The organism is Streptomyces sp. BK022, assembly GCF_004217355.1.
In the GTDB taxonomy this organism is placed as follows: Bacteria; Actinomycetota; Actinomycetes; order Streptomycetales; family Streptomycetaceae; genus Streptomyces; species Streptomyces griseoluteus.
Map to the genome: position 1 here is coordinate 591,972 of NZ_SHKU01000002.1, position 19,911 is coordinate 611,882.

Annotated in this window: 21 protein-coding genes and 1 pseudogene; 15 read left to right on the forward strand and 7 right to left on the reverse strand. The window is 73.7% G+C overall.

The window, feature by feature from the left end:
* Nucleotides 1–266: 266 nt before the first annotated feature.
* From EV284_RS08815 to EV284_RS08830, 4 genes are read left to right on the forward strand one after another with little or no spacing between them, the layout of a single operon-like run.
* Complete coding sequence (locus EV284_RS08815; protein WP_130332033.1) at nucleotides 267–1,211, forward strand: ABC transporter ATP-binding protein; 945 nt, start codon at nucleotides 267–269, stop codon at nucleotides 1,209–1,211.
* Entirely contained in the window at nucleotides 1,208–1,966 is a 759-nt protein-coding gene (locus EV284_RS08820) for an ABC transporter permease (protein ID WP_130332035.1), read from the forward strand. The genes EV284_RS08815 and EV284_RS08820 overlap by 4 nt, the downstream gene beginning before the upstream one ends.
* 5 nt (nucleotides 1,967–1,971) lie before the next feature.
* Nucleotides 1,972–3,156: a histidine kinase gene (locus EV284_RS08825; protein ID WP_130332974.1), complete on the forward strand. Its 1,185-nt coding sequence runs from the start codon at nucleotides 1,972–1,974 to the stop codon at nucleotides 3,154–3,156.
* Nucleotides 3,153–3,767: a response regulator transcription factor gene (locus EV284_RS08830; RefSeq protein ID WP_130332037.1), complete on the forward strand. Its 615-nt coding sequence runs from the start codon at nucleotides 3,153–3,155 to the stop codon at nucleotides 3,765–3,767. Before EV284_RS08825 ends, EV284_RS08830 begins: the two co-directional genes overlap by 4 nt.
* 214 nt (nucleotides 3,768–3,981) lie before the next feature.
* Here the strand turns inward: EV284_RS08830 and EV284_RS08835 are convergent, their stop codons facing one another.
* On the reverse strand, nucleotides 3,982–4,866 hold the full coding sequence (locus EV284_RS08835; protein ID WP_130332039.1) for a transglutaminase-like domain-containing protein: 885 nt from the start codon (nucleotides 4,864–4,866) through the stop codon (nucleotides 3,982–3,984).
* 9 nt (nucleotides 4,867–4,875) lie between these two features.
* Nucleotides 4,876–5,895 carry a GNAT family N-acetyltransferase gene (locus EV284_RS08840; RefSeq protein WP_130332041.1) on the reverse strand — a complete coding sequence of 340 codons (1,020 nt, stop codon included), beginning with the start codon at nucleotides 5,893–5,895 and terminating at the stop codon, nucleotides 4,876–4,878.
* Between the two features lie 140 nt (nucleotides 5,896–6,035).
* Between EV284_RS08840 and fdxA the strand changes: the two genes are divergently transcribed.
* Together fdxA and EV284_RS08850 are read left to right on the forward strand one after the other, a co-directional pair.
* On the forward strand, nucleotides 6,036–6,356 hold the full coding sequence (gene fdxA, locus EV284_RS08845; RefSeq protein ID WP_018561461.1) for a ferredoxin: 321 nt from the start codon (nucleotides 6,036–6,038) through the stop codon (nucleotides 6,354–6,356).
* A 118-nt stretch (nucleotides 6,357–6,474) separates the two neighbouring features.
* A complete protein-coding gene (locus EV284_RS08850; protein WP_130332043.1) occupies nucleotides 6,475–7,572 on the forward strand; it encodes a bifunctional succinyldiaminopimelate transaminase/glutamate-prephenate aminotransferase in 1,098 nt (365 codons plus the stop codon).
* Between the two features lie 154 nt (nucleotides 7,573–7,726).
* Here the strand turns inward: EV284_RS08850 and EV284_RS08855 are convergent.
* Together EV284_RS08855 and EV284_RS08860 are read right to left on the reverse strand one after the other, a co-directional pair.
* Nucleotides 7,727–7,912, reverse strand: a pseudogene (locus EV284_RS08855) (ATP-binding protein); the annotation flags it as partial.
* A gap of 291 nt (nucleotides 7,913–8,203) precedes the next feature.
* Entirely contained in the window at nucleotides 8,204–9,202 is a 999-nt protein-coding gene (locus EV284_RS08860) for a heavy metal transporter (RefSeq protein ID WP_207228976.1), read from the reverse strand.
* Between the two features lie 96 nt (nucleotides 9,203–9,298).
* On the opposite strand from EV284_RS08860, the gene dapE reads away from it, so the two are divergent.
* A complete protein-coding gene (gene dapE, locus EV284_RS08865) occupies nucleotides 9,299–10,378 on the forward strand; it encodes a succinyl-diaminopimelate desuccinylase (protein WP_130332045.1) in 1,080 nt (359 codons plus the stop codon).
* Between the two features lie 106 nt (nucleotides 10,379–10,484).
* Nucleotides 10,485–11,243, forward strand: a complete 759-nt coding sequence (locus tag EV284_RS08870) for a TIGR00730 family Rossman fold protein (protein ID WP_130332047.1) — start codon at nucleotides 10,485–10,487, stop codon at nucleotides 11,241–11,243.
* A gap of 94 nt (nucleotides 11,244–11,337) precedes the next feature.
* Here EV284_RS08870 and folP read toward each other — a convergent pair whose 3' ends face one another.
* Entirely contained in the window at nucleotides 11,338–12,198 is an 861-nt protein-coding gene (gene folP / locus EV284_RS08875) for a dihydropteroate synthase (protein WP_130332049.1), read from the reverse strand.
* A 156-nt stretch (nucleotides 12,199–12,354) separates the two neighbouring features.
* Between folP and EV284_RS08880 the strand changes: the two genes are divergently transcribed.
* Together EV284_RS08880 and EV284_RS08885 are read left to right on the forward strand one after the other, a co-directional pair.
* Nucleotides 12,355–12,702 (forward strand): DivIVA domain-containing protein, encoded by a 348-nt coding sequence (locus EV284_RS08880; protein WP_130332051.1) that lies wholly within the window; start codon nucleotides 12,355–12,357, stop codon nucleotides 12,700–12,702.
* Nucleotides 12,699–13,295, forward strand: coding sequence for a DNA-3-methyladenine glycosylase I (locus tag EV284_RS08885; protein WP_130332053.1), 597 nt, complete (start codon nucleotides 12,699–12,701; stop codon nucleotides 13,293–13,295). Before EV284_RS08880 ends, EV284_RS08885 begins: the two co-directional genes overlap by 4 nt.
* 54 nt (nucleotides 13,296–13,349) lie before the next feature.
* On the opposite strand, the gene EV284_RS08890 is transcribed toward EV284_RS08885, so the two are convergent.
* Nucleotides 13,350–14,156, reverse strand: coding sequence for an enoyl-CoA hydratase-related protein (locus EV284_RS08890; RefSeq protein ID WP_130332055.1), 807 nt, complete (start codon nucleotides 14,154–14,156; stop codon nucleotides 13,350–13,352).
* Nucleotides 14,157–14,528: 372 nt separating this feature from the next.
* On the opposite strand from EV284_RS08890, the gene EV284_RS08895 reads away from it, so the two are divergent.
* Nucleotides 14,529–14,696 carry a DUF3117 domain-containing protein gene (locus EV284_RS08895; protein ID WP_018544333.1) on the forward strand — a complete coding sequence of 56 codons (168 nt, stop codon included), beginning with the start codon at nucleotides 14,529–14,531 and terminating at the stop codon, nucleotides 14,694–14,696.
* Nucleotides 14,697–14,780: 84 nt separating this feature from the next.
* Here the strand turns inward: EV284_RS08895 and EV284_RS08900 are convergent, their stop codons facing one another.
* Nucleotides 14,781–15,494, reverse strand: a complete 714-nt coding sequence (locus EV284_RS08900) for an O-methyltransferase (protein ID WP_078858418.1) — start codon at nucleotides 15,492–15,494, stop codon at nucleotides 14,781–14,783.
* Nucleotides 15,495–15,724: 230 nt separating this feature from the next.
* Here EV284_RS08900 and sigE point away from each other — a divergent pair, with 230 nt between their 5' ends.
* The 4 genes from sigE to EV284_RS08920 all read left to right on the forward strand — a co-directional run bounded on the left by sigE (nucleotide 15,725) and on the right by EV284_RS08920 (nucleotide 19,815).
* Nucleotides 15,725–16,432, forward strand: a complete 708-nt coding sequence (sigE, locus tag EV284_RS08905; protein ID WP_130332057.1) for an RNA polymerase sigma factor SigE — start codon at nucleotides 15,725–15,727, stop codon at nucleotides 16,430–16,432.
* On the forward strand, nucleotides 16,429–17,304 hold the full coding sequence (locus tag EV284_RS08910) for a zf-HC2 domain-containing protein (RefSeq protein WP_130332059.1): 876 nt from the start codon (nucleotides 16,429–16,431) through the stop codon (nucleotides 17,302–17,304). Before sigE ends, EV284_RS08910 begins: the two co-directional genes overlap by 4 nt.
* A 69-nt stretch (nucleotides 17,305–17,373) precedes the next feature.
* Nucleotides 17,374–19,272: a trypsin-like peptidase domain-containing protein gene (locus EV284_RS08915; RefSeq protein ID WP_130332061.1), complete on the forward strand. Its 1,899-nt coding sequence runs from the start codon at nucleotides 17,374–17,376 to the stop codon at nucleotides 19,270–19,272.
* An 84-nt stretch (nucleotides 19,273–19,356) separates the two neighbouring features.
* Nucleotides 19,357–19,815, forward strand: a complete 459-nt coding sequence (locus tag EV284_RS08920) for a sec-independent translocase (RefSeq protein WP_130332063.1) — start codon at nucleotides 19,357–19,359, stop codon at nucleotides 19,813–19,815.
* Nucleotides 19,816–19,911: the final 96 nt, after the last annotated feature.

The following is a 19,911-nucleotide window of genomic DNA, read 5'->3' on the forward strand; positions in this document are numbered from 1 at the left end:
CTTCGGGCCGACCCGAGCGGGGTCTGGTGCGTGCAGCTGCAAGGCGGAGGAGGGCGTCGACGCGGAGCGTCGGCAACCGACGACAACGCGGCAGATGTGCGTGCCAGACCCCGCGACCCCGGCAAGATCCGGAAGACAGGCCCTGGCCACGTACGGCACGGCGAGGGCATCCGGAGACGCTCCGGGTGCCCTCGCCGTCGTATGACATCTGTCATCCGCCACTCAGGACCGACGGCACTGCCGCGCCCACCCCCGTCCCGGCCAGCATGGACGCCATGACGACGACAGTGGTGCCGACCGCGACCGCCGCGCCGGTGGCGGCCGGGTTCGAGCAGGTGAGCAAGGCGTACGGCGACGTGCGGGCCGTGGACGGGCTGTCGCTCGCGCTGCGGCCCGGGGAGACCGTCGCGCTGCTCGGGCCCAACGGGGCGGGGAAGTCCACCACGCTCGATCTGCTGCTCGGGCTGAAGCAGCCGGACGAGGGACGGGTGACCGTGTTCGGTACCGGGCCGCGCGAGGCGATCGTGGCCGGGCGGGTCGGGGCGATGCTGCAGAGCGGCGGGCTGATGGAGGACGTGACGGTCGCCGAACTGGTCGGCCTCGCCTGCTCGTTGCACCCGCGCCCGCACCCCGCCTCCGAGGTGCTGGCCCGTGCCGGGATCACGGGGATCGCCGACCGCAAGGTCAACAAGCTCTCCGGCGGCCAGGCCCAGCGCGTCCGCTTCGCCCTGGCCACCGCCGGGGACAGCGACCTGATCGTGCTGGACGAGCCCACCACGGGCATGGACGTCTCCGCCCGGCACGCGTTCTGGGCCACCATGCGCGAGCAGGCCGACCAGGGCCGTACCGTCCTCTTCGCCACGCACTACCTCGAAGAGGCCGACGCCGTGGCGGACCGCGTGCTCGTCCTGCACCGGGGCCGGCTGCTGGCCGACGGCACCGCCGCCGAGATCAAGGCCCGCGCGGGGGCCCGCCGGGTCTCCTTCGACCTGACCGGCGCCATCGACGAGACCGCGCTGGCCGCCCTGCCCGCGCTGACCTCGCTGGATGTCTCCGGGCAGACCGTCCGCATCCAGTCCGCCGACGCCGACGCCACCGTGCACGCCGTCTACGGGCTCGGCCTCTACCCCCGCAACCTGGAAGTCGCCGGCCTCGGCCTGGAGCAGGCTTTCGTCGCCATCACCGAGGCCGAGGAGGCCAAGCGCGCATGACCGGCATCCTCGCCTCACGGGCCCTGATCAAGCTGGAGCTCGCCCGCGCCCTGCGCAACCGCAAGTTCCTGTTCTTCTCCGTGCTCTACCCCTCGATCATCTTCCTGATCTTCGCGGGGAGTTCGGGCACCGGCGAGAAGGTGGACGGCACCGGCCTGACCGTCGCCACCTACCTGATGGTCTCCATGGCCTCCTTCGGCGCCCTGACCGCCGTCCTGATGGGCAACAGCGAGCGCATCGCCAAGGAGCGGGAGAGCGGCTGGGTGCGCCAGCTCCGGCTGACCCCGCTCCCCGGCCACGGATACGTCCTCGCCAAGACCGCGAGCGCCGCCGTGGTGAGCCTGCCGTCCATCGTGATGGTGTTCGTCGTCGCCGCCGTGGTGAAGGACGTACGGCTCGACGCCTGGCAGTGGCTCGCCCTCACCGGCGTCATCTGGGCCGGCAGCCTGGTCTTCGCCGCGCTCGGCGTCGCCATCGGCTACCTCGCCTCCGGGGACGCGGTCCGGCCCATCACGATGATCGTCTACTTCGCGCTCTCCCTCCTCGGCGGCCTGTGGATGCCCTCGGCCGGGTTCCCGCGCTGGCTCCAGGACATCGCCGAGTGGCTCCCGACGTACGCGTACGCTGCCCTGGGACGCGCGGTCGAGCAGAGCCAGGCCCCGCAGGCGCGGGACGTCGCCGTCCTCGCCGTGTACTTCGTCCTCTTCGCGGGCGGCGCGGCCTGGCTGTACCGGAAGGACACGCTGAAGGCGTGAACGCGATGACGCAGGACCGGTGGGCCGGGACCGAGGCGGACACCCCGGTGGGGCGTCCGCCGCGGGGCCGGCGCGAGCTGTGGGTGAAGCTGCTGTGGATCGGCGTCTGGCTGGTCTTCCTCAGCTCACCCGTCCACGATCTGGTGAGCGGCGGTCACGGGACGGCGGCCACCTGGGCCGGAGCGGTGGGACTCACCGTGTTCGTCGCGGTCTACCTGGGGCTGGTCTTCCGCAACATGGGCCGGACCTTCTCCGGGCCCGCCGTCGTGGTGCTCCTGCTGATCCTCGGCGTCCTCGCGCCGCTGCTCGCCTACACCCTGGGCAGCGCCTGGCTCGGCCTGTTCGTCTACCTCTCGGTGGCCTGCGGGGCGACCCTGCCGGCGAAGGCCACCTACTGGGCGATCCCGGCCTCGGCGGCCGTGATGTACCTGGTCGGACTGCACACCGGCGAGGAGGAGGCGCGCAACCTGCTCCTGCTGGTGGTGCTGATCGGCTTCGCCATGACGGGCGTGCGGCAGCTCGTCCGCACCACCGTCGAGCTGCGCAGGGCGCGGGCGACCGTGGCGCAGCTCGCCGCCAACGAGGAGCGGCTGCGGCTCGCCCGTGACCTGCACGACCTGCTGGGGCACTCGCTGTCCCTGATCACGCTCAAGAGCGAGCTGGCGGGGCGGATGCTGCCGGGCCGGCCGGAGGAGGCCGCCCAGCAGGTCGCGGACATCGAGCGGGTCAGCCGCCAGGCACTGGTCGACGTACGGGAGGCCGTCACCGGGTACCGGCGGCCCCGGCTCGCCGCCGAACTCGCCGGTGCGCAGGTCGCGTTGACGGCCGCCGGGGTCGTCGCCGAGATCCCGGCCGAGCCCGACCTCGCCGGGCTGCCCGAGGAGGCCGAGGCCGCGCTGGCGTGGACGCTGCGCGAGGCCGTCACCAACGTGGTCCGGCACAGCGGGGCCGAGCGGTGCGCGGTCGAGCTGCTGCACCGGCACACCCTGGACGGGCCGGTGCTGGAGCTGTCCGTCGAGGACGACGGCTCGGGCGGCTCGGGGAAGGGGCCCGGCAACGGGCTCACCGGGCTCGCGGAACGGCTCCAGGGGGCCGGGGGCACGCTGGAGGCGGGCCGGTCCGCCAAGGGGTTCCGGGTGGTCGCCCGCGTCCCGTCGGCCGCCGTGGCGGACGTAGTATCCGGGTCATGACGAGCACGATCAAGGTCCTCCTCGCCGAGGACCAGTCGATGGTCCGCGAGGCGCTCGCCGCGCTGCTCGGGCTGGAGGACGACATCGAGGTCGTCGCGCAGGTCGCGCGCGGGGACGAGGTGCTGGCCGCGGTGGGGGAGCACGGGGTGGACGTGGCCCTGCTCGACATCGAGATGCCCGGCTGCACCGGTATCGAGGCCGCCGCCCGGGTCCACCGGGCGCACCCCGGCGTGAAGCTCGTCGTCCTCACCACCTTCGGCCGCCCCGGCTACCTCCGCAGCGCCATGGAGGCGGGCGCCGACGCCTTCCTCGTCAAGGACGCCCCAGCCGCCCAGCTCGCCGCCGCCGTACGCAAGGTGCTCGCCGGCGAACGCGTCATCGACCCCACCCTCGCCGCCGCGGCCCTGGCGGAAGGCGCCAACCCGCTGACCGACCGCGAACGCGAGATCCTCCGCGCCGCCGCCGACGGCTCCACCAACGCCGAGCTCGCCGCGACCCTCCACCTCTCCCAGGGCACGGTCCGCAACTACCTCTCCACGGCCATCCAGAAGCTGGCGGTACGCAACAGGGCGGAGGCCGTGCGCACCGCACGGGAGAAGGGCTGGCTCTGAGGCAGCCGCCGGCGGTCGCGCGATGCTCCTGCCGCGGGGGCCCGGGCGCGCGGGGCGTCTCGCCGAGGACGAGCGGGACCCCGGCAGCGGGTCCCGTCCACCGGCTCAGGCGGGCCCGCCCAAGGTGCCGTGCCCTGCGGGGTGGGTCCGCCGCTCACGGCGGCGGGGTCGTGCGGAGGGCCGTCCGCCTGCCGCCGCGCCCGGCCCCCGCCGGTCAGTTGAGCAACGCCCGCGCCGCGTGCGCCTGGGCCCGCGCCTTCTCCTCGGCTGTCGGGTCGACCACCGAGACCAGCTCCGCGTACGCCTCCAGTTCGGCCGCGCCCTCGGTGAAGGCGCCGCGCTGGACGAGGAGGCGGCCCCGCTCGTAGCGGAGGCGCGCCGGGCGGGAGGGGAGGAGCATGGCCAGCTCGACGGCCGAGAGGGCCACGTCGGAGCGTTCCGGGCGGGCGGTGGCCCAGGCGCGGATGTTGTTGAGGATGCGCTGGATGACCTGGAGCGGGGCCGCCGGGACCAGCATCGAGGGCTCCAGGGGCGCGCCCGTCGCCCCGGCCACCAGCAGCTCGGTGTCCATCCCGCTGAGCACCCGGCCGCCCTCGAAGGGGTCCGCGAGGACCCGGTCGCCGGCCGTGCCGAAGCCGACCACGAAATGCCCCGGCAGCGCGACCCCGTACACCGGGGCGCCCGCGCGCCGGGCGACCTCCATCCACACCACCGACAGCAGGATCGGCAGCCCGCGCCGGCGCCGCAGCACCGAGTGCAGCAGCGAGGACTCCAGCCGCTCGTACTCCCCGCCCGTACCGCGGAACCCGTGGGTGCCGCCCAGCAGCCGGCCGACCGCCCGCGCCCACGCCAGGGGCTCGCCGGGCCGGTACGGCAGGCGTCCGGCGAGTTCGTCCAGCTCGATCTGGGCCGCGTCCATCCCCGCCTCGTCCAGCGTGCCGTCCGCCTCCGCGCCGATCATGAGACACAGGGCGGACAGGTCGGGCCACTGCGACCGCGCCTCCTCCGCGAACCGCCGCCGCAGCTCCGCCGACCGCTCCGGCGAGGGCGGGTACGGGGGCGGGAAAGCGGGGCGCCGGGCCGGTTCCTGGGGGTCCACGACGGGCTCCTACGACCGCCCGGAGCCGACCGCGTCCGGCTCCCGGTAGTGGTGGTAGGCGTGGTGCGGGGCGAAGCCCAGACCGTCGTACAGCCGCCGCGCGCCCTCGTTGTCCTCCTCGACCTGGAGCCACGCCGCCGAGGCGCCCTCCTCCAGCGCGCGCCGGGCCAGCGCGGCCATCACGTCCGTGGCCAGCCCCTGGCGGCGCCGGGCCGGATCGACCTCGACCGCCGCGAAACCCGCCCACCGGCCGTCCACCACACACCGCCCGATCGCCGCCGGCGGTTCGCCGTCCGCGCCGGGCACGCGGGCGAACCACACCGACGGTCCGCCGTTCAGCACCCGCAGGGCCACCTCGCTCACTCCCTCGCGCCCGTACCGCGCGAGCCACGCCTCGTCCGCCTCGCGGGAGAGCAGCACGGCCGCGCCGGCGTCCCGGTCCGCGACCGGCGCCAGCGCGCCGGTCCACAGCTCCGCCGTGACCTCCCGCGTCCAGCCGCGCCGCGCCAGCTCCGCCGACAGCAGCTCCTGCGTGCTTTCGGCACCGGAGGCGGTCTGGACGTAGGCGGGCAGTCCGCGCTCGCGGTACCAGCGTCTTACGGAAGTCAGGGCCGCGTCGAGCGGAAGCCCCGGCTCACCGAGCGGCAGCACGCTGTTGGCCCGCCGGGTGAAGCCGCCCGCGGCCCGCAGCTCCCACCCGCCGAGCCGCTCGCTCTCCACCGGACGCCACGCCCGCGCCGCGACCCCCGCCAGCTCCTCGTACCCCGCCGAAGGGCCCCGGCGACGCGCCGGGGCGGACGGAACGACCTTTCCCGCGACCAGCGTCGACGCCTCGGCCCTCACCACCCGGCCGTCCCGCCGTGTGATCATGAGCACGCCGTCGTCGTCCCAGGAGGTGAGAACACCTACCGTGTCGGTGAACTTCTCACCCGCCGCACCCGATCCCGTCAACTGCCGTACGGATACCCTTTTGCCCACGTCTGCCGGTGTGATGAGGACTTTGAGCAGTCCTGTCACGGAGATTTCCACGGGTCGCTCCACCCCTCCTGTTCGGATCACGGTCCGGAACGGAGATACTAGGTGCGGGCATCGACTACGCCGCGCTCCCGCGCGCCAGGCGGCGGAGCCCGAGGAGGCCCGCCAGCGCCCTATCGAGGAGGAACGACAGCGTGACCTACGTCATCGCGCAGCCTTGTGTCGACGTCAAGGACAAGGCGTGCATCGAGGAGTGCCCGGTCGACTGCATCTACGAGGGCCAGCGGTCCTTGTACATCCACCCGGACGAATGCGTCGACTGTGGTGCCTGTGAGCCGGTCTGCCCGGTCGAGGCGATCTTCTACGAGGACGACACTCCGGAGGAGTGGAAGGACTACTACAAGGCGAACGTCGAGTTCTTCGACGAGCTGGGTTCCCCCGGCGGCGCCAGCAAGCTGGGGCTGATCGAGCGCGACCACCCCTTCATCGCCGCGCTGCCGCCGCAGGGCGAGTAACCGGTCAGCAGGCCCGGCGGCCCGTATGAGCGCGCCGCCTCGGTCCCGTACGGCCCGGTCACCCCCGGCTGTGCGGGACCGAGGCGTTTCCCGCACCCTAGGAAAGAGAGCAAGCCCCGTGTCCGCAGTCTCCGACCGGCTCCCCGCCTTCCCCTGGGACAAGCTGGAGCCCTACAAGAAGACCGCCGCCGCGCACCCCGGCGGCATCGTCGACCTGTCGGTGGGCACCCCGGTCGACCCGGTTCCCGAGCTGATCCAGAAGGCGCTGGTCGACGCGGCCGACTCGCCGGGCTATCCGACGGTCTGGGGCACGCCCGCGCTGCGCGACGCGATCACCGGCTGGCTGGAGCGCCGCCTCGGCGCCCGCGACGTCACCCACCGGCACGTCCTGCCGATCGTCGGTTCCAAGGAGCTCGTCGCCTGGCTGCCGACCCAGCTCGGCCTCGGCCCCGGCGACAAGGTCGCCTACCCGCGCCTGGCCTACCCCACCTACGAGGTCGGCGCGCGCCTCGCCCGCGCCGAGTACGAGGTCTACGACGACCCGCGCGAGCTGGACCCGGCGAACCTCAGGCTGCTCTGGCTCAACTCGCCGTCCAACCCCACCGGCAAGGTCCTCTCCCAGGAGGAGCTGACCGGGATCGTGGCCTGGGCCCGCGAGCACGGCGTGCTGATCGTCTCCGACGAGTGCTACCTGGAACTCGGGTGGGAGGCCGACCCGGTCTCGGTGCTGCACCCGGACGTCAACGGCGGCTCCTACGACGGCATCCTCGCCGTCCACTCCCTCTCCAAGCGGTCCAACCTGGCCGGTTACCGAGCGGCCTTCGTCGCGGGTGACCCGGCGGTGCTGATGCCGCTGCTGGAGATCCGCAAGCACGGCGGCATGATGACCTCCGCGCCGACCCAGGCCGCCGTGGTGGCCGCCCTCGGCGACGACGACCACGTGCACCTCCAGCGCGAGCGCTACGCCTCCCGCCGCGCCAAGCTCCGCGCGGCCCTGGAGTCCCACGGCTTCCGCATCGACCACAGCGAGGCCAGCCTCTACCTCTGGGCCACGAAGGGCGAGTCCTGCTGGGACACGGTCGCGGCCCTGGCCGGCCTCGGCATCCTGGTGGCGCCGGGCGACTTCTACGGCGAGGCGGGCGAGGAGTTCGTCCGCGTGGCGTTCACGGCTACGGACGAGCGCGTGGACGCGGCGGTCGCCCGCCTGACCGCGTAGGCATGCGCCAAGGGGGCCCAGAGCCGAGCCCTGAGCCCCCTCGCGGCGGCGACTAGCCGAGCGGCAGCCCCTTCAGCGGGAGCCCACCGAGGACGTTCCCCGCCGCCTTGCCCGCCGCGGGCGCCGGGACGGCCTTCTTCACGGCCTTGCTGTCCGCCAGCCCACCCACGGTCTTGTCCACGTGCGTCGCACCGTCCAGCTTGGTCAGGCCGCCGAGGTCCGGCACGGCCGGCTGGTTGGTGGCCGCACCGGCGGTACCCGCGGCGCCGACCCCGGCGGCCGCCCCCGCGGCGACGAGCAGTGCGGCACGGGCGATACGGCGGGTCAGGGGGAGGGACATGATGCTCCATTCGACAGGAGAGAACGGTGTGGTGTCCGAGCCCGGACGCACTGACTACCGCTCGAACCCGCCGAAGGTTGCGGACGCCGAAGGTAAAGACTGGATAACGCATCGCATTATCAGGTGTGGATAAAAACGGGCAAAGACCGTCGCGAAGGGGCCCGGCAGAATCCTTCCACCCCTTGAACCGCAAGGGTCGAGGAGCACCCCGGCACTCCCGCCGCCGGACGCGCCCCCCGACACCCTCCGCAACCCGTACGGGGCAGCCCCCGCACAAGCGTCCGCGACCCCTCAGGACCCCGCGACGATCCGTACGGACGCCAGCGACGACTCCGCCCCGGCCGCCCCCGACGCCGGGGGCGGCACCGGATGCCAGTCCCCGCCACCGTTGGAGGCGGTCCACTCCCGCCCCTCGTACGTCACACGAGTGATGCGCAGCGCCGAGGAGTTGGCCACCGCCCACTGCGCGAGCTGCCACCCCCGCTCCCGCTCGGTGCGCCCGTGGGCGTCCGTCCGCGTGCCCAGCGGCACCGGCACGGTCACCGTCCGCCCGTGCGCCGTCGCGGTCACGCTGGGCGAGGGAGAGGGCGAGGGGACGGCCGTACCGCCCACCACCGCGCCGGTCTCCTGGAGCGCGTCGCGCCCGAAGTCCCGTACCAGCGCGGTCCGCACGGCGTCCGGGCTCGCCGCCTCGGCGGTGCGGGCGGTGCGGCCGTCGCAGGTCAGGGTGGCGGCCGAGCGGCCGGTGAGGGCGGCGGCCAGCAGCTTCGCGTCCGGCTCGTGCTTGGCGTACGCCTCCGGGAAGCCGCTGCGCTGCACCTTCTGGGCCGCGACGGTGAGCGGGAGTTCGTTGTAGCCGGGCACGTGCGCGAGGTGGGCGTAGAAGATGCCCGCCGAGTACGCCGGGTCCATGATCTGCCGCGGAGTGCCCCAGCCCTGCGAGGGCCGCTGCTGGAACAGGCCCAGTGAATCCCGGTCACCGTGGCCGATGTTGCGCAGCCCCGACTCCTGGAGCGCGGTGGCGAGCGCGATGGTCACGGCACGCTCGGGCATGCCGCGCCCGGTGCCGACGGCGGCGATGGTGGCCGCGTTCACGGCCTGCTCGGGCGTGAAGGCGTACGACACCGTCCTGTCCTGCACCGAGACCACGGTGCAGCCGCGCGCGGCACCGCCTCCGGTGACGTACTGGACGACGAGGTACGCGCCGACACCGGCGAGCACGAGCAGGGCCGCACCGATCCGGAACGCACGGCCGCGACGCTTGGGGCGAGAGGGGGACGGCTCTGACACGCGTACAAGGTACTGGAGCCGGCAAGGGCCTTCGCCGCGGGCCCGCGGCCGGGGACACGGCGGGCGCCCGCCCTCGCGGGCGTTAGGGTCACCAGCATGGCCGACACCACCCTTGACCTCACGCTGGACGCCGCCGAGCTGACCGCCCGGCTCGTGGACATCCCGTCGGAGAGCGGCACGGAGAAGCCCCTCGCGGACGCGATCGAGGCCGCGCTGCGCGCTTTGCCCCACCTCACGGTGGAGCGCTTCGGCAACAACGTCCTCGCCCGCACCGACCTGGGCCGCGCGGAACGGGTCATCCTCGCCGGGCACATCGACACCGTCCCGATCGCGGAGAACGTCCCCTCCCGCCTCGACGAGGACGGCGTGCTGTGGGGCTGCGGCACCTGCGACATGAAGGCCGGAGTCGCGGTCCAGCTCCGGATCGCGGCCACCGTGCCCGACCCCAACCGTGACCTGACCTTCGTCTTCTACGACAACGAGGAGGTCGCGGCCGAGCTGAACGGCCTCAAGCACATCGCCGAGACCCGCCCGGAGTGGCTCCGGGGCGACTTCGCGGTGCTGCTGGAGCCCTCCGACGGCGAGGTCGAGGGCGGCTGCCAGGGCACGCTCCGGGTGCTGCTGAAGACGAAGGGCGAGCGGGCCCACTCCGCGCGCGGCTGGATGGGCTCCAACGCCATCCACGCGGCCGCGCCGATCCTCGCCCGCCTCGCCTCCTACGAGCCCCGGTGGCCGGTGATCGACGGGCTGGAGTACCGCGAGGGCCTGAACGCGGTCCGCGTCGCCGGGGGAGTGGCCGGCAACGTCATCCCGGACGAGTGCGTGGTCACCGTCAACTTCCGCTACGCCCCCGACCGCACCGAGGAGGAGGCGGTCGCGCACGTCCGTGAGGTGTTCGCGGACTGCGGTGTCGAGGAGTTCGTGATCGACGACCACAGCGGTGCCGCCCTGCCCGGCCTGTCCCACCCGGCCGCCGCGGCCTTCATCGAGGCGGTGGGCGGCACCCCGATGCCCAAGTACGGCTGGACGGACGTCTCCCGCTTCGCCTCGCTCGGCATCCCGGCGGTCAACTACGGTCCCGGCAATCCCCACTTGGCGCACAAGCGGGACGAGCGGGTCGAGGTGGCCAAGGTCCTCGCGGGCGAGGAGCGGCTGCGCGCCTGGCTCACCGCGTGAGGCCCGCACCGGACGGCGCCGTGTTCCGGACATGCTCACGTCCCCCCTCCGTAACGGTTGCGGATCTAGGCTGAGGACGAAATACCGGCAAGCGGAGGGAGCGCACATGGCTACCGGAAACCCCGAGGGGAAGAAGAGCCCACCGGACGAGCAGCGGCTCGGCCCGGTGCTCCGGCGGCGAGGCCAGGTACAGGCCAGCACCACGGACCAGCGACTGCTGGACGAGCGCGCCCCCACCGACTGGGTGCACACCGACCCCTGGCGGGTGCTGCGCATCCAGTCGGAGTTCATCGAGGGCTTCGGCACCCTGGCCGAACTCCCGCCCGCGATCAGCGTGTTCGGCTCGGCCCGCACTCCGGTGGACTCGCCGGAGTACGACGCCGGTGTGCGGCTCGGGCGCGGTCTGGTGGAGGCCGGCTGGGCGGTGATCACCGGGGGTGGTCCCGGTGCCATGGAGGCGGCCAACAAGGGCGCGCTGGAGGCGGGCGGCGTCTCGGTCGGCCTCGGCATCGAGCTGCCCTTCGAGCAGGGGCTGAACCCCTACGTCGACATCGGGCTCAACTTCCGGTACTTCTTCGTCCGGAAGATGATGTTCGTCAAATACGCACAAGGGTTCGTGGTGCTGCCCGGCGGGCTCGGCACGCTGGACGAGCTGTTCGAGGCGCTCACCCTGGTGCAGACCCAGAAGGTCACCCGCTTCCCGATCGTGCTGTTCGGCAGCGAGTACTGGGGCGGCCTGATGGACTGGCTGCGGAACACGCTGGTCGCGCAGGGCAAGGCCGCGGAGCAGGATCTGCTGCTGTTCCACGTGACGGACGACGTGGACGAGGCCGTCGCGCTGGTCTCCAAGGAAGCGGCCCGCTGAGACCCGGCCCCCCTCGGGTCCCCCCAGGGGACGGCCCCTGACGGCCGCCCCCCGGGGGAGATCCCGGTCAGGCGTCCCCTGGGGGAGATCCCGGTCAGGCGAGACCCCTGCGGGCCGTCGCCGGGGGCCGGTGGCCCGCGATCGACGCCACCATGTCCAGCACCTGCCGGGTCTCCGCGACCTCGTGCACGCGGTACACCTGCGCCCCGAGCCACGCCGAGACCGCCGTGGTCGCGAGCGTGCCGATGAGCCGCTCCTTGACCGGGCGGTCCAGCGTCTCCCCGACGAAGTCCTTGTTGGACAGCGACACCAGCACCGGCCAGCCCGTCGCCACCATCTCGTCCAGCCGGCGCGTGGCCTCCAGGCTGTGCCGGGTGTTCTTGTTGAAGTCGTGCCCCGGATCGATCAGCACCGACTCGCGCGGCACACCCAGCGCCACCGCCCGCTCCGCCAGCCCCACGGTCACGTCCAGGATGTCGGCCATCACGTCCTCGTACGCCACCCGGTGCGGCCGGGTACGGGGCTCCGCGCGCCCGGCGTGCGTGCACACCAGGCCCACCCGGTGCCGGGCGGCCACCTCCGCGAGACCGGGGTCCACGCCGCCCCACGCGTCGTTCAGCAGGTCCGCGCCCGCCTCGCAGACCGCCTCGCCGACCTCGGCCCGCCAGGTGTCCACGCTGATGATCACATCGGGGAAGCGGCGCCGGACCTCCGCCACGAAACCGACCGTGCGCCGGGCCTCCTCCTCGGCGGTGACCTCCTCGCCCGGCCCGGCCTTCACCCCGCCGATGTCGACGATGGCCGCGCCCTCGGCCACGGCGCGCTCCACGCGCGCGAGGGCGGCGTCGTCGGCGAACGTCGCGCCCCGGTCGTAGAAGGAGTCCGGGGTCCGGTTGACGATCGCCATGATCACCGGCTCGTGCGCCCCGAATTCCCGCTTGCCCAGCCTGAGCATCCCCTGTGACCTCTCCTCGTACCTCGGACGTCCGGCGCCTCGCGGCCCGGACTGTCAGCCTCGCATGGCACGATCGGACCCAGACACATCCGGCTTCCGGACGGGAGGTCCGAAGGGGCCCGGCGTCCGGCACATCGAGCTTGGGGAACCCTGGCGATGCTGATGTTCTTGTTCCTGGTCCTCGCGCTGGCCGTCGTGGTCGGCGCGGTGACGCTCGCCGTGGTGGGCGGCGGCGAGAGCGCCCCGCTCCAGGACGCCGCGCCCGAGCGGCTCCAGGACCCGCTGCCCGCGGACCGCCCGCTGCACGGCACCGATGTGGAGAGCCTGCGCTTCCCGGTAGCCGCGCGCGGCTACCGCATGGCCGACGTGGACGACGCGCTCAGCCGCCTCGCCGCCGAACTCGGCGAGCGGGACGCCCGGATCGCCGACCTCCAGAGCGCGCTCGCCGGTGCCCGCGCCGTGCCGCCCCGGCCGGACGAGCCCGGCGCGGAGGACGGCCGATGAGCACCGGGGAGGCTCTCGCCGGGGCGGACGGCGCGCTGCGCTGCCCCTGGGCGCTCTCCACCGACGACTACGTCTCGTACCACGACGACGAGTGGGGACGCCCGGTCCACGGGGACGACGCCCTCTTCGAGCGGCTCAGCCTGGAGGCGTTCCAGTCCGGGCTGTCCTGGATCACGATCCTGCGACGCCGGCCCACCTTCCGGCTCGCCTTCGCGGACTTCCGGATCGAGAAGGTCGCCGCTTTCACCGAGGCGGACCGCGAGCGCCTCCTCGCCGACCCCGGCATCATCCGCAACCGCGCCAAGGTCGACGCCACGCTCGCCAACGCGCGCGTGCTCGCGGGCTGGTCCGAGGGTGAGCTGGACGAGCTGATCTGGTCCCACGCCCCCGACCCGGCCGGACGTCCCGTGCCGAAGGTGCTGGGCGACGTGGCCGCCGCGACCCCGGAGTCCACCGCCCTGTCCAAGGCGCTGAAGAAGCGGGGCCTGAGGTTCGTCGGCCCGACCACGGCGTACGCCCTGATGCAGGCGTGCGGCCTGGTCGACGACCACCTCGAAGCCTGCGTCAGCCGGGGCGCGGCCACGCGCGGCTGAGACGCGGACCGGCCAGGGCGGGGCCGGCCGGCCCCGCCCCGGCCGATCGGGAGATCAGCGGCCCACGTACTTGGGCTTCTCCTTCTGCACGAACGCCTGCACGGCGATGACGTGGTCCTCGGAGGCGCCCGCACGGGTCTGCAGCTCGTCCTCCTTCTCCAGCGCCTCGTCCAGCGAGTGCGTCAGCCCGTACGCCACGGCCTCCTTGATCGCCGCGTAGGCGACCGTCGGCCCCTCGGCCAGGGCGCGTGCCACCCTCTCGGCCTCCGCGCGCAGCTCGGCGGCGGGGACGACCCGGTTGGCGATGCCCAGCTCCAGCGCCTCCTGGGCGCCGATGGTGCGGGGGAACAGCAGCAGGTCGGTGGCGCGGCCGGTGCCGACCACCCGGGGCAGCGTCCAGGAGATCCCCGAGTCCGCGCTGAGCGCCACGCCCGCGAACGAGGTGTTGAACGCGGCGGTGTCCGCCACCAGCCGGTAGTCCGCGAGCAGCGCGAAACCGAAGCCCGCCCCGGCCGCCACGCCGTTGACCGCGGCGATCACCGGCTTCTTCGCACCCGCCAGCGCCCGCGCGATCGGGTTGTAGTGCTCCTTGACGGTGCTCATGGTCTGGCCGCCGCCCCCGCCCTCCCGGTCGGCGGCGAGCAGCCCGATGTGCTCCTTGAGGTCCTGGCCCACACAGAACGCCCGCTCGCCCGCCGCGGTGAGCAGGATCGCCCGCACCGCGGGGTCCGCCGCCGCTGCCTCGACGGCCTCGCGCAGCGCGTTCTTGGTGGCGATGTTCAGCGCGTTCATCGCCTCGGGGCGGTTCAGCGTGATCGTGGCGAGCCCGTCGTTCACCTCGTGGAGCACGGTGTCGGCCATGGCGCGTCCCCTCCGTTTCGCGTGAGGACGTACCGGCCGGTACGCCCTTGTCCGGGGACAGCATGGCGGAGATCCCGGCCCCGCAGTCCCACCGGACGTGTGACCTGCGTCTAACAAAATCGCCACAGACATGGCCGACGGGTGTGCCGGGGGTGGCGCAGTATCGCAGGCACATCCCCGAATTGAGTGGTTTTGCTCGCGCGCGTTGTCCAAGCGATGCGGACCGATGTTGGTCATCGGGTCCTGGGATGCGGGATAATGGCTGGGAAGCAATGTGTTCGATGCCGGTGTCGCGTGTCCCTCCTGGACCGCGGGTGCCCTCCGTGGGGTCGTCGGCAGACGATGAGCCTGGTTTCAGGAAGGGGTACGAGCATGGCGGCCATGAAGCCGCGGACGGGTGATGGCCCGCTCGAGGTGACCAAGGAGGGGCGGGGCATCGTCATGCGCGTTCCGCTCGAAGGCGGCGGTCGACTCGTCGTCGAGCTGACCCCCGACGAGGCAGAGGCGCTCGGCGACGCCCTCAAGAAGGTCGTCGTCTGACGCGTCGCGATCTTTTCCTCCGACCGCCCCGGTACCCGTTCAGGTGCCGGGGCGGTCGCGTTCTCGGCGGGCCGGGCCGAGGGCTCAGCGCTTGACGGCGCAGAGCAGGCCGTCGCCGACCGGCAGCAGCGAGGTCACCAGCTCCGGGCTCTCGCGCACCGTGCGCAGCAGCTCGCGCAGCCGGACCACCTCGGTGGGCTGCGGGCCGGAGTCGACCGTGCGGCCGCTGGCGAAGACGCCCTCGAAGACCACCAGCCCGCCCGGCCTCAGCAGGCGCAACGATTCAGCGAGGTAGTCGGAGTACTCCAGCCGGTCGCCGTCGCAGAAGACGAGGTCGTAGCCCGAGTCCGCGAGGCGGGGCAGCACGTCGAGGGCGGGGCCGGGGATGAACCGGGCGCGGTTGCTGGCGAAGCCGCAGGCGCGGAACGCCTGCCGCGCGAACTGCTGGTGCTCCGGCTCGGGATCGACGGTGGTCAGGACGCCGTCGGGGCGCATTCCGTGCAGCAGGTGGATTCCGGACACCCCGCAGCCGGTGCCGATCTCCGCTACCGCCTTGGCGTCCACGGAGGCGGCGAGCAGTCGCAGCGCGGCGCCCGTGCTGGGCGCCACCGAGCGCAGCCCCGCGTCGCGGGCACGGTCCCGGGCCCAGAGCAGCGCTTCGTCCTCGGCGACAAAGGCGTCGGCGAACGCCCAGCTCGTCTGCCGGTTGCCGGTAATGACCCTCTCCTGTCCCCGTGGTTGCCTCGGCGTGACTGTATCCGTTGCGCCGGGAACCCGCTGATGGGACCGAGCGTTCACAGAGGAGAGCCGGGGTGCGGGGAGCGCGGCCGGCACGCGACGGGGGGTGAGAGGTGACGGAGGGTGCGGATCGCATGCTGACGCTGGTGGAAGAGCCGGGCCGACGCGCGTCAAGTTTTCGTAAAACCGCTTATCCGGAGCTAACGGGCGAGGTGGCTATGGTAGGGGCTCCACTGGACACCACCAGAGCCGACAGGGGAGGTGCGGCCGCACCCGAGGACCGAGGAGGAGTGCTGCGGCGCTTTCTCGGGTCGGGCAGGCCGAAATCCGTGACCGACACCGCTGCTGACCACCACGCCGCTCCCGCCGCGGGCGGGACCCAGACCGCGACCTTCGCCACCGACGCGGACGGGCAGGCGTGGACTCCGCCCACCTGGGAGGAGATCGTCAGCACGCACAGCGGCCGCGTCTACCGTCTCGCCTACCGCCTGACGGGCAACCAGCACGACGCCGAGGACCTCACGCAGGAGGTCTTCGTCCGGGTCTTCCGCTCGCTGTCGACGTACTCGCCGGGCACCTTCGAGGGCTGGCTGCACCGCATCACCACCAACCTCTTCCTGGACATGGTCCGGCGCAAGCAGCGCATCCGCTTCGACGCCCTGGGCGACGACGCGGCCGAGCGCCTGCCCAGCCGCGAGCCGTCCCCGCAGCAGGTCTTCAACGACGCCCACTTCGACGCCGACGTCCAGCAGGCGCTGGACACCCTCGCGCCGGAGTTCCGCGCCGCCGTGGTGCTGTGCGACATCGAGGGCCTGTCGTACGAGGAGATCGCCGCGACCCTCGGGGTCAAGCTCGGCACCGTCCGCTCCCGTATCCACCGGGGGCGTTCGCAGCTCCGCAAGGCCCTGGCCCACCGTTCTCCCGAGGCCCGCAAGGCCGAGCGCCGCTCGTTCATGCCCCGGGTGCCCGCGCTGGGCGGAGGGGGCACGCCCGCGTGAGTGGAACCGGTACCGACCCCGCGGAGGCGCACCTCGCGGAACAGCATCTGGGAGACCGGCTCTCCGCCCTGGTGGACGGAGAACTGGGTCATGAGTCGCGCGACCGTGTCCTCGCCCACCTGGCCACCTGCTGCCGGTGCCGGGCGGAGGCCGACGCGCAGCGTCGGCTGAAGAACGTGTTCGCGGAGGCCGCCCCGCCGCCGCCCTCCGAGTCCTTCCTCGCCCGCCTCCAGGGCCTCCCCGGCGGCGACGCCGACGGGCCCGGCGAGCGGTTCGCCTTCAGCTACGTCCCGGCCGACTCCGGGCACGCACCCGGGCAGCGCGGATTCCGTATCCATCCCGTCGCCGACCGGCCCTCCTCGCGCGGGCTGCGGTTCGCCGCCGCCGCCGCCGGAGCGGTCTCCCTCGCGGCCGTGGCCCTCGGCGGTGTCACCACCGCCCTTCCGGGTGACCTCGCGGCCGACGCCCGCAGCGGGCCGGGCAACGGGAGCAACGTCGCCCCCTCGCGCTCGACGAGCACGGGTACGGGTGCGGGTGCGGGTACGAGCGCCCCCGACACCCAGCGGCGTCGCTCTCCCGCCCCGCTGCTCGCGCAGGGCGGGGACGCGCTCAACCGCACCCCGGCCGCGCAGGTCTCCGCCTCCGCGCCGCTGCTGCCGGGCATTCCGGCGCCGGTCGACGCGCGGGTCCAGGACACCGCGCGGGACCTCGCCATGCCGGTGATGGCCGGCGCGGCCGCCGTCTCCCCGCTGATACGCCCGCTCGGCGAGACCACCCCGTTCTCCCTGGACTCCTGGCCCCTGGCATCCCCCTCCACCGAGACCACCGCGGCAGCCGCCCCCGGCAACTCCCCCTCACCCTCGGCCCCCTGACCCCCCGATCCCTGGTTGAATCCCGTAAGGCCGTCCCCGCACGGCCTCCGCACCGCGACTGGGGAGAGCATGAACGAGGGTCACCCGAAGCCGCCCGTACCCAGCGACGACTTCGAACTGGCCAAGCCGGCGGCCGCCGCCGGGGTCGGCGGTTCCGGGACGGGCCGCGAGCCCGGCGACCGGAGCCCTGCCGAGCCGGACCGATCCGCCGAGCGGGGTGGGGACGGGGACGCCCCCGCCGGCGACCCGCCCGCCCGGCACGGCTCGCCTGGCGGCACGCCGTCGGTTGCCGCGGAGGCAGGGGACGGGGGCGCCGGCCGGTCGCCCGCGCCAGTTGATGGCAGCGCTGTCGAGCAGCCGCGCGAGGACACCCGGGTTTCGGGGGACGAGTCCCATGAGTCCGCCGCGGCCCGCCCGGCCGACCCGCGAGCGGGCGAACCCGTCTCCGGCCGCCCCAAGCCGTTGCACGACCCCGACCCCTACGGCACCCCGCCCTACGGCGGACCGGGCCCCTGGGCCCCCGCGCCGCCCGTCCAGCACCCCATGGCGACCCCGGCCCACGGCACCTCCGTGCCGGCCCCGCCGGGCACCGGGTCCCCGGCCGGGCCGGGCACCCCCGATCCCGACGGCGAGCCGGGCTCGTGGGCCCTGGCGCCCCCGGCCCACGGCACGCCCCTCGCGGACCCGCCCGCGCCGGCCCCCACCGTCCCGGCGCCCGCCCGGTCCCCGGAAGCCGTCTCCGCCCCGGCGCCGGGTCAGGCCGTCCAGGACCCCGCACCGCGGCAGACCCTCCGCCACGACCCCTGGAACCCCGCCCCCCTCCAGCATCCCGGCGCCCCCGCGACCGACGTGCGGCCGCAGTGGCCCGGATGGAGAAGGGTCCTCGGGGTCCTCCTCGGCGTCACGCTGCTCGCGGCCGGCATCGGCGGGTTCCTCGGGGCCTGGGTCGAGCGGGAGGGGACGACCACGGTGCGGCTGCCGCGGGCCGGGGCCGTGCCGGACGGGCGGGAGCGGGACAGCGTGGCCGGGATAGCGGCGCGGGCGCTGCCCGGGGTCGTCACGCTGCATGTGCGGGGTGGGGAAGAGGGCGGGACCGGGACCGGGTTCGTGCTGGACGGGCGGGGTCACATCCTCACCAACGACCACGTCGTGGCACCCGCCTCCGGCGGTGGGGACATCACCGTGACGTTCAGCGGTGGCGAGACCGCCGAGGCGGAGGTCGTCGGGCGGGACAGCGGTTACGACCTGGCCGTCGTCCGGGTGAAGGGCGTCCGCGGACTCACCCCGCTGACCCTCGGCGACTCCGACGCGGTACGCGTGGGGGACCCGGTCGTCGCGATCGGCGCCCCCTTCGACCTGGCCAACACCGTCACCTCCGGCATCGTCAGCGCCAAGGACCGCCCCATCACGGCGGGCGGCGGGAAGGGCGACGGCACCGGCGTCAGCTATGTCGATGCGCTCCAGACCGACGCCCCGATCAACCCCGGCAACTCCGGCGGCCCCCTCCTGGACGCCCGCGCCCGCGTCATCGGCGTCAACTCCGCCATCCGCTCCGCAGACCGGGACTCCGACTCCACCGAGAGCCGCTCCGGCTCGATCGGCCTCGGCTTCGCCATCCCGGCCAACCAGGCCCGCCGGGTCGCCGAGGAACTCATCAACACCGGCCGTGCCACCCACCCGGTGATCGGCGTGAGCCTCGACCTGGACTACGCCGGAGACGGCGCCCGTATCGGCACCGAGGGCGGCGCGAGCGGTCCCGCCGTGCAGAAGGGCGGACCCGGCGACCGGGCCGGACTGAAGCCCGGCGACCTGATCACCGGGGTCGACGGACACCCCGTCCACTCGGGTGAGGAGCTGATCGTCAAGATCCGCGCCCACCGCCCCGGCGACCGTCTCCGCCTGACCGTGGGAGGCCCCGGCGCCGAGCACACCGTCACGCTGCGCCTGGGAGCGTCCGGCCGGAACTGACGCAAGTCTCACCTCGGGGCGGTACCGGTCCGACGGGTGCGCCGGGTACCGTGGGGCGACCGAGGACACGCAAGGAGCTTTCAGGTGTTCAATGACATAGGGCCGCTTGAGCTGGTCACGCTCATCGTCCTCGCCGTGCTCGTCTTCGGTCCGGACAAGCTCCCCAAGTTCATCCAGGACGTCACGCGCACCCTCCGGAAGATCCGGGAGTTCTCGGACAACGCCAAGAACGACATCCGCAGCGAGCTGGGCCCGGAGTTCAAGGACTTCGAGTTCGAGGACCTCAACCCCAAGGCGTTCCTGCGCAAGCAGCTGGACAACGACGAGCTGGGCCTCAAGGACATCCGCAGCACCTTCGACCTGAAGCGCGAGATGGCCGAGCTGACGGACTCCGTGAACGGCCGCGACACCGCCTCCGCGCTGCCCGCCCCGACCTCCTCGGACCCGGCCTCCTCCGCCGCGTCGGGCGGCCGCGTCGACATGACGAAGAGGCCCGAGGCCCCGAAGGACGACCGCCCGCCCTTCGACGCCGACGCCACCTGACGCCGGGGACGGCTTCACCCGGTCGGCCCCGCGCCGCCCGAACGGGTCACGACACGCCACGAAACCCGCCTCACCGGGCGGGTTTCGTCGTGTGTA